Raw genomic sequence first — 9171 nt, 5'->3', positions numbered from 1 at the left:
GGGTTTTTGCCTAAGAAACATCCACCTGTTTCAATATCAAATGCTACGATTTTAAATGGTCTTTTCCCCATGTTGCAAATTTATTTAATCAAAATAAAATTTTATTATATAATTTGCTCTATTTCTTCTTCAGTGTAGCCAACATTTCGAAGAATGTCTTCGACTGAGACCTTATCAAGTTGGTCTTTTTGTGGGATGTCTGTGGTTGGTTCTTGTGGTGTGGTTGGTTGAATGTCTGGAGTATTTGGTGGGTTGTTTTGAGGTGTCTTTGTATATTTCAACGCATCAGAAACATGTTGCAGTGTATCATTTTGTGTTTTAATGATCTCGTTCTGTATTTGGACGGTTTTGGACTCCATAGCTGTTAGATCGTATTGCTTTTTGATGAGATCGTTTTTGTTCTGGTCTATGTCAGTGTCAGTGATATGTATTTGATCACCAATCATCTCAACAATGATAGTCTGGTTTGGTTTGTATTTTGTCCAAGCATTCCAACCATCCCAGTCTTCTTTTGCGACCACTTCCCATTGATCTTCTTCTAGCTTTAGGTCGATGTTCTTGGGAGCATAAACTAAATATATTTGAAAGTCTCGAATTGTGTTTTTTATTTCATTGATTCTCTTTGTTGTGAAAAGTGATGTCCCATTGAGTCCAAACACAGTTAAAATGTTGTTTTGCGTTTTGTAAAACACACTGCAGTTTTTTCTGTCTTTGTAATCCTTCTTAAGAACACCATAACAATTCAGATTTGTATTTGCCATTGTGGAAATAACATGCATAGACGCATTCCACGGATCAAGTTGCGATAGTATGTGGACTTGGTCGTTTAGACACAAGCTCCAAAATCCACTGCCGTCTGTCTTCAGTCTGTGTTCGTGATAATGGTAAATTGGAGTGGACGCTAGTAAAGGCGCAAATGGTCCAGTGTCGAGTTCCAGCTTTAAAATCAGCTCAAAGTCGTTGATGTCATCTGACTCTACCGTGTCTTTGTCGATCAAACGCACTTGTGATTTTTGCCTGCTGTTGTAAAAATAAAGTACCACATTACTCTTTGTTGTTTTGATTTTTTCTATCACCAAATGCAAGACTGGGTCCAACGTAAGATAGAAGTAGTACCCCTTACTGTCTAAGTTACATACAACCTTTCCTTCGGATAATTGCATGATGAAATTGTAATTGTTGTAAGTTGTCATTTTTGTTTTTAAATTTTATATCGAAAAGAAGTATTTTATTATCGCTTTAAAAACCTGTTTTATTTTAGATGCTGAAATTTAATGTTTCTTTCAACATAATCCTTTTCAATCAATGTCTTCTTCATATGCTCAATTTTGTCACGATGACAATAGAAATTAGTTCTCATGGGTGAACTTTCTAAATATTTTTGATTCCAACTAATGTAAGGCAGCCATGCTTCAAAGGGGTTATAGTCTTTAGTTGTGATAAATATATTGACCATTTCTTTCGAATTGTTATCAGGGCTGCCATTAATGATGAAAGTATTCTTTACTTCAGCTCTCTTCATTTTATAAAAATCAATTTTTTTTATTTGTCAAACAAAATATCTTCAATGTAAATAATTGATTGGTGAATATTCATTTAAATAGACCAATCCATATCTTAACTTTCAAAATATCCATGAAAATGAATTCACTAATACTACTCCTTGTTTTGCTCTGTTTCAGTCAAACTTACTGTCAAGTTGCTGTTGTTTTTGGATACTGGCAATCCACTTGCAAAGGCACTCCTTTCATATATTATCCATCGTTTACACCTTCTAACTGCACTACAAACCAAAATAAAACTTATCAAAATCAATGCAACAATGGTAGTCTGGAAACCTATTTATGCTCTTCAAATTCAACATGTCAAAACTGCACAACCCCAGTTTATTCCTCACCTACATGCTCTTTAAACTATCCATCGTTATATATTAAACCTATATGCAAATACAACACTTATTATTATCCAAATAACATCAGTGTGTCTCTAAGTGAATTGAATAATGTGCAATGCAATGATTATAGAAAAGTTCAATATATTCCAACAGAAGAATGTCTTGATGACTATTATATCATAAAATGCTTTAATGGTTATTTGACAAACACGACATATGAGTTTTCGGGCTGTCTTGGAAATGTTGTTAGTATAAATCAAATCGATTACAACCAAATTGTCTGTATTCCTTTAAGCAATGGTCTCTTTTTTAAAGTAAATCAATGCAATGGACTTATCAACACATCTTCTGGGTTGTTGACAAGGTTAACACACATTGCTTGGATTGTTGGGTTTATTGCTTGGATTGGGGTATGAAGAATAAATATTTCTTATGGATGCCATTTGTTTTATTTCAAAGATTGGGTTATAAAATCACAACGAAATATTTATGGGTTACTAGTTCATAAGGAAAATAAAAATTGATAAGGCGATTATTGAGAAACTTTGGGGTATGCAGGATGATTTAATCTGTGGAAATATAAATGGTAATATCGATTCTGTTTTACTACATGGGTTTTGTCCGGGGACGCATGGAACCCAAATACCCTCACCCAGAACAGCCAAGTAATTAACAGGCGATTGCGAATATGTTTGATCCAATATTGAAGGCGCATTATCGATACAATCACTTGATATTCCACCAACGCCCTGATTAGGGACGTTAAATCTAGTATTTGGGGTATCAAAATCGCCAACACATATATAACCAGCCCCTCCAATCCTGGCATTAAGGGGGCTAACTATTTGGTAGCCGTTTTGGTTTTCAGTACCGCACATAGCCTGTGCATATTGCCATGATCCATATGGACAGTTGCAAGGATTCCCCTGAAACCCCTGGACAAGAGTATAAAAAAGCTGATCTGGGACATATGGTCTTAAAATATAAGCAGCTGGTTTCCCATTTGATGTGTTGACTGGTGGGTTAAACACTGCAGTGAACATTGTTGGTTGCAAAACACACTGTGTTCGTGTCGCTCCCGTCTGTACTTCAATACAGGATATTCTACTTGTAGCAAAAAAGGGTATCAATATGTATATCAACGGGACAACGTCCAAAGAAAAAAAAGCCTCTTGTGGTTGAGTATAAATCATAATGTCGCATCGGCATTGTTCATTATATAGTCCCAATGCTGCACATATTATCGAAAAATCAAAAGGAAGCGAAATCCCTGCGATTTCTATATATTGAAGACCAACATATGCCAAGGCATAACATGATTTACTGGCGGCACAATTTCTGAAATGTCTAAATATATTACATTGCAGAGCATCAATCATAATAATACCACCAAGTAAAAACCTCACTCCAATACCCAACAGTTCATATATCGCGGACTCCAAGAACAACAATACATTTTTGTAACCATCTAATCCCTCTTGTATGATTGTGTCATTTGACTGTACGATCGTCGATGCCAGTAAGTTTGTGTTGTTATTCAACGCCAATGGAAGCGATATCCCAAATGTAGTTACAATTCCAAGAACCTGATAAACAACGACATTCAACACATCAGAAATAAATGCAAGGGTCAGTCTAACCCATTGGACAAAAACGGTAAAAATCCAATTCATGGCGCCTGCGAGCCATGTTACAAACACATAAATGTCAAATGTACATGGATCAATTTTCGCCACTGCGCAAATGCTTCCAGTGCAAATTCCATTTGGACATATCAAGCCTCCTATGAACAAATAAGCAGACAACAACAGTTGCCAAAATATACGCAATATAGTAAATATCAATGTGTAATATAAGATCACAAAACTAATCCATATGTTTATAATTGGACATGCGTTTAATATCTCGCTGGGAACAAAAGGACCTGGACATATAGCATTGAACAAAATAATAGCAATTTGGATGATAAAATCCCAAACAAGGTTCCAGATCGGTGCAAATGCATTCATCAGATCGAATACTAGGTTCAAGACCGTTGCCCATAAAGTAGCAGCCACCACCAACCCTACTGAAAGTGCGTTGATTGCAATCAAAATGATAACTCCAAAATATTGAAGAAGATAGCTAGCAATGGTCCATGTCGTCATAGAAGGAATCATCATTACAATAACTGGTGCCATTGTGATAAAAACGGTAATTGCGAATCCAAGAGTGTCCTTAAGTGTATAAATCGCCTCCAAGACAATGAGGGTGATGTCTGAAGTCAGACTGGTGTCTTCTGGGGGGGATGGTGCTAGGGCGAACCTTTGCTTCCCAATATTTTTGGTCAGTGGTTTCAATACATTCACACCGAAGGTAAAGGTGGCTAGGACCCCACTGCCTACAAATCCAATACCACTTCCAATTCCACTAATGACTAATCCAATTCCATCCGTGAATATGGATACAAGAAATGACATTTTATTTTTTATTTGCACCGTTCCAGCTTTCTATTAATTCCTTTCTTTTTACAAAATCATAATCAACTTCGATGTTAATACCATATGTATTTTGAGAATACTGCTGTCCATTATCCACTGGTTGAATGTTTAAGAATGTCTGTTGTTCTTTGGTGTTTAAGAGTGGGACACGATCCTCTTTTTTTTCAACGATGGCGACTGTTTTTTTATTTTTTCTGAAATAGACAATATCATAGTATCCAAAAAGAATGAACAAAAGAGTAATAAAGAACCACAGGATGAAAGATGCCAGTTTATATCCCTCCGTGCCTCCCAACCATGCAATCACATTTGTATTGTGTATAAGGATGGAAATAAACGACAGTATATATATAAGCAAAACAGCACAGTGGAATATTATGATTTGATATAGCTCAGGAGTCCATTCTGTTATGAACTTGGTCAGAACAACCACGGTAAAAATGACTACCATCAAAACAGTCAATATGAACATAAAAACGGAGTCATCTATCGCATTGAATATATAAACATAGGTCCCCAAACTCAGAAATGACAGCAACGCCAGTAGTTTGTCTTTGTGTTTTTGATTCATAAAATATTAAAATAAAATATCTAACTATGTAATTCAAAGTTTTTAAGACCAACAAATCCAAAATAAGGAAGCACTCCATAGAAATCTTTTTATTTTTAAAAGCGAAAAGTCAATTTTCATAAAAGAAATATGTCAAAAGAAAAAATATTAAAAGAAAACCCACATAGATTCGTATTATACCCAATTAAACACGATAACATATGGAACATGTACAAAAAAGCAATGGCTTGTTTTTGGACTGTTGAAGAAGTGGATTTGGGTCAGGACATGAATGATTGGGAGAATCTTAACGAAAACGAAAAATACTTTATATCTCACATACTTGCATTCTTTGCAGCATCCGATGGGATTATAATGGAAAATCTAGCAATGAAGTTCATGTGTGAAGTTCAAATCCCAGAGGCAAGGTCATTTTATGGCTTTCAAATTGCCATCGAAAACATCCATTCTGAAATGTATAGTCTTCTAATAGACACGTATATAAAGGATGATGCACAAAAACAAAAGTTGTTTAATGCAATAGAAGGGATTGAGACTGTAAAGTCAAAAGCTGGTTTGTCTTTTTTATAACGCTTAGAATGGGCAATGCACTGGATGCATAAAGATGCTTCTTTCGCGACTAGACTTGTTGCTTTTGCCTGTGTGGAGGGTATTTTCTTTTCTGGCTCTTTTTGTGCTATCTACTGGCTCAAGAAAAGAGGACTGTTGCCTGGATTGACCTTCAGCAATGAATTGATTTCGAGAGATGAGGGGACACACACAAAGTTCGCTTGTCTGTTGTATAATACACTTGAACACACAAAACTCGCCACAGAAACAGTATACGAAGTTGTTGAAGAAGCTGTCATAATTGAAAAAAAGTTCATATGTGAAGCACTTTCGGTTGATTTGATTGGAATGAACTCAAAACTGATGAGTGAATACATTGAGTTCGTTGCTGATAAGCTCGTTTTGGATTTGGGATATCCAAAGATATACCACACTAAAAACCCGTTCCAGTTCATGGAGATGATATCACTCGAAGGAAAAACTAACTTTTTCGAGAAAAGGGTAGGCGAATATTCAAAAGCAAACACCCAAAGCGAAAAATTGTTTAATCTTGATGAAGATTTTTGAATAAATATTTAAACACGACGAGAAACCATCAAAAACAACAATAATTTATTCTATTGGATAACTATTCTCCTCAGTATGTTAACATGCTGAGGAGAATAGTTATCCAATAGAATAAAAACAATGACAAAAACAGTAATATTTATTCCATTGGATAACTATTCTCCTCAGCATGTTAACATGCTGAGGAGAATTAGTAGTCCAATAGAATAATAACAACAATAAAACTATGAAGAATTAAAAGAACACAAAAAAAGAGAAATTAAAAAGAAATGAACAAAAAAAGACCACCAACCAATGTAAAATCTCAAATATTTCAAAACTACTTCGATAATCAAAAACATGAAAAGAATGACCAATCTCCAAATCTAATTGAAGATTGTTTTAAAGGTTGTTACTTTCTTGAGTTGGAAGGAGGGAAGTTATTCACACACGATTATGAAAAAAGAGACAATCACCTTCTTAAAGACATGAGTAAAGAGTTTTTTTTGCTCGAGCTTGATGGTGGAAAAGAGTTAGAAAAATAAAATTTACAAACAAAATAATAGAATTTTTATTTTGGAAATGGATGAAAATTACCCCATTCTTTCACAACTTCACAAAGTAGAGAATTATCAACAATGGGTTCATCAACCCAGCAAAACCAAACAAAGATACATACTATTTGGAAATCCAATATTAGAAACACTTTCAAAGACACATTGGTACTACATTCCAATGTGTTACCTTCCAATTTGTTGTTATTTCATAACACTGGCATATGACCGATGTTCACACTATGCAATTATCATGGGACTTATGTATGGTGTTTATCTATGGGGGTTGACTGAATATTCAATGCATCGATTTGTATTTCATGCTGATATCACAGAATATCCATTCACTGTTTTTCATTTTCTGTTCCATGGTATTCACCACAAAACACCAAGAGACAGTGAACGGTTGGTATTCCCTCCGCTGTGGGGTATGTTGTTTGTATTGCTCCCTGTTTTTGCATGTTTGAAATACATATATCAATTTCATGCGTATTCTATATCGACAGGGTTTATCCTGGGATATCTTATTTATGATTTGTCACATTATTATTTCCATCATGGAAACAAATTGTTTTTTAAAACCCTGAGAAAAAATCACTTACATCATCATTTTGGAAAAGAAAAGAGCAACTTTGGGGTGTCTACCATCGCGAGTCATTTGGATTATATATTTCAAACAAATGCAACTTTGGATTAGATTTATATAACCAAGTATTCAAAAATAAAATCTTTTTAAAATGACAGAACATATATATTATGCTGTTTTTGGATATATCACAGTTGCCTTTTCATTGCTTTTCAAAACACCACAGATATATTTGATGGTGACAGAAGAATCCAGAGAGTGCATCCCACTGCTGGCAACTTGGACGGAAATATGGTCTTATTTGCTATATGCTATTTACGGATATCGAATGAATTATGATTTTTACATATGGGGTGACAGTGTCCCAACTACAATCCAGCTGGGAGTTATACTATTGTTAATACAATACTATGAAAGTAAGCAAATCAAGGGAGCATATTATGACATCTTCACGTCGATATCTTGGTTTATGTGTATCGTGTTTTTTTTTGCTGTTCTGAGCAGCAGATATGTAGCAGAAGACTTTATCTATATCTTGCAGGTTGTTGGGGTTTTTCTATATGTATTTACAGTTGTTTACTATATAATATTATTATACACTTTAAAATTCATAGGAACCATTTCAAGATGGACAATATTTTTCCAGATGGTTGGATCCGTTTTAAAATTCGGCTTTCAATTTTTTGATCAAAGAGATGTTTATTTGCTGGCGGGGTATGCAGCTGGTGCTGTTTTATGTATATTGTTATCCTATTTTGTGAAAATATATCCAAACAAAATAGAGACAGAGCCAACTTTGTTTATCTAGATCAATCGTTATAAAACTTTATTTTGTGGTGTTTCTAATTCTTCGTCTACGTGTAAATGTTATTCTTTTTTTATGGTATCAAAATTTACATTTGATACTTTACTATAATAAGTAAAAACAATATTTTTCTAATTCTTATTGGATAAATGGAAGAAAATATTTTAAAAAAAATTGAAAGTAGAATGATTCAAGATCAAACAATTTCACCCAACATTATAAAAAAGGAGAGGCAAGAGATAATTGAGTCGTTTGACAAGTCATGTGTTTCATTTTCTAACATGTGTCAAAAATTAGGTACGACTTTGTTTTAATTTAGGCCTCAAATTTACACCACCAAGTTTTCCAAAGACATCAGAAGACAAAGCGTGCGAAGATATGGAAACCGAAAGTTTAGAATCAATTAGAAAAAGGGCTGTTAAAACAAAAGAAAGTATCAGAATTTAAAAAATAATAAAATTTAGTCATGACTTAATACTTATCAATTGAAATAAAACTTTAATTGGTTAAAAACTTGATTCTTCTTCTGCTGTGGTGTGGAGTGAGGTGTAAAACAAGGACAATGAGAAAAAAATCGCGCAACAGCCGACTATTTCAATTAAAAATTCTCTCCAGCCAATCTAAATAAACAAATGTAAAATACAATGTTGGAATGATACAAGATGATGTTTACTCCAAACCCAGCACATTGGAGAGTTGAAGATAGAAAAGAGGTAAAGTGTTCAACCCCTGATACTTGGTCCAGATCATCCTCAAATGATACTCTCTTTCCAACCACCATTCTCCCCAACAATTCTGGGAATGGTGAGAAAACAAAAGGAATGAACGAAAACAAAGGCCACCTACTTTAAAAAAAACAGCGACCAATTATTGTATAAAGCACAACCAAGTATTAGAAATCCCAATCCCAGACACAGTCCAATTGCAACGATAACAGATCCAATTATCACAATAAAAAGATTTCTTTGTTCGTCCATGTCGCTCATGATATTTATAATTTCTTGATAAGTGGATATTTTATCCACTTGTTTTCAAACAACAAAACACCCAAAATAATAGCATTTATTCTATTGGGTTATTATTCTCCTCGGTATGTTAACATACCGAGGAGAATTGGTAGCCAATAAAACAAAAGTGATAATTTATTGTTTAATATAATTTATTTTTTGAACTGACTGGGTCATTG

The 9171-nt window shown here is 34.2% G+C and carries 7 protein-coding genes and 1 pseudogene; 4 read left to right on the top strand and 4 right to left on the bottom strand.

Translation table 11 applies throughout. From position 1 onward, the window contains the following. Positions 1-104 precede the first annotated feature (104 nt). From ACYC56_RS08480 to ACYC56_RS08465, 4 genes are all read right to left on the bottom strand, one after another. Positions 105-1076: a hypothetical protein gene (locus tag ACYC56_RS08480; protein WP_461373749.1), complete on the bottom strand. Its 972-nt coding sequence runs from the start codon at positions 1074-1076 to the stop codon at positions 105-107. Positions 1077-1252: 176 nt separating this feature from the next. Beyond that, a complete protein-coding gene (locus ACYC56_RS08475; RefSeq protein WP_461373748.1) occupies positions 1253-1522 on the bottom strand; it encodes a hypothetical protein in 270 nt (89 codons plus the stop codon). A gap of 869 nt (positions 1523-2391) precedes the next feature. Next, the gene (locus tag ACYC56_RS08470) at positions 2392-4371 is read right to left on the bottom strand and encodes a hypothetical protein (RefSeq protein WP_461373747.1); all 1980 of its coding nucleotides are present in this window, start codon (positions 4369-4371) and stop codon (positions 2392-2394) included. After that, the gene (locus ACYC56_RS08465; protein ID WP_461373746.1) at positions 4355-4945 is read right to left on the bottom strand and encodes a hypothetical protein; all 591 of its coding nucleotides are present in this window, start codon (positions 4943-4945) and stop codon (positions 4355-4357) included. The genes ACYC56_RS08470 and ACYC56_RS08465 overlap by 17 nt, the downstream gene beginning before the upstream one ends. A gap of 129 nt (positions 4946-5074) precedes the next feature. Here ACYC56_RS08465 and ACYC56_RS08460 point away from each other — a divergent pair. The 4 genes and pseudogenes from ACYC56_RS08460 (at position 5075) to ACYC56_RS08445 (ending at position 7988) form a co-directional block, all read left to right on the top strand. Then, positions 5075-6061, top strand: a pseudogene (locus tag ACYC56_RS08460) (ribonucleotide-diphosphate reductase subunit beta). A 269-nt stretch (positions 6062-6330) separates the two neighbouring features. After that, positions 6331-6585 carry a hypothetical protein gene (locus ACYC56_RS08455; protein ID WP_461373745.1) on the top strand — a complete coding sequence of 85 codons (255 nt, stop codon included), beginning with the start codon at positions 6331-6333 and terminating at the stop codon, positions 6583-6585. Positions 6586-6622: 37 nt separating this feature from the next. Continuing rightward, positions 6623-7291 carry a sterol desaturase family protein gene (locus ACYC56_RS08450; RefSeq protein WP_461373754.1) on the top strand — a complete coding sequence of 223 codons (669 nt, stop codon included), beginning with the start codon at positions 6623-6625 and terminating at the stop codon, positions 7289-7291. Between the two features lie 40 nt (positions 7292-7331). Continuing rightward, on the top strand, positions 7332-7988 hold the full coding sequence (locus tag ACYC56_RS08445) for a PQ-loop domain-containing transporter (protein ID WP_461373744.1): 657 nt from the start codon (positions 7332-7334) through the stop codon (positions 7986-7988). Positions 7989-9171 lie beyond the last annotated feature (1183 nt).

The sequence above is a fragment of the Candidatus Aquicultor sp. genome, from assembly GCF_054640775.1.
Note: the sequence above shows the minus strand (reverse complement) of the source record. Positions and strands in the feature narration are given on the sequence as shown.

Coding starts and splice junctions, on each gene's coding strand:
- ACYC56_RS08450 (WP_461373754.1), top strand. CDS start 6,623: ATGGATGAAAATTACCCCATTCTTTCACAACTTCACAAAGTAGAGAAT.
- ACYC56_RS08445 (WP_461373744.1), top strand. CDS start 7,332: ATGACAGAACATATATATTATGCTGTTTTTGGATATATCACAGTTGCC.
- ACYC56_RS08475 (WP_461373748.1), bottom strand. CDS start 1,522: ATGAAGAGAGCTGAAGTAAAGAATACTTTCATCATTAATGGCAGCCCT.
- ACYC56_RS08465 (WP_461373746.1), bottom strand. CDS start 4,945: ATGAATCAAAAACACAAAGACAAACTACTGGCGTTGCTGTCATTTCTG.
- ACYC56_RS08455 (WP_461373745.1), top strand. CDS start 6,331: ATGAACAAAAAAAGACCACCAACCAATGTAAAATCTCAAATATTTCAA.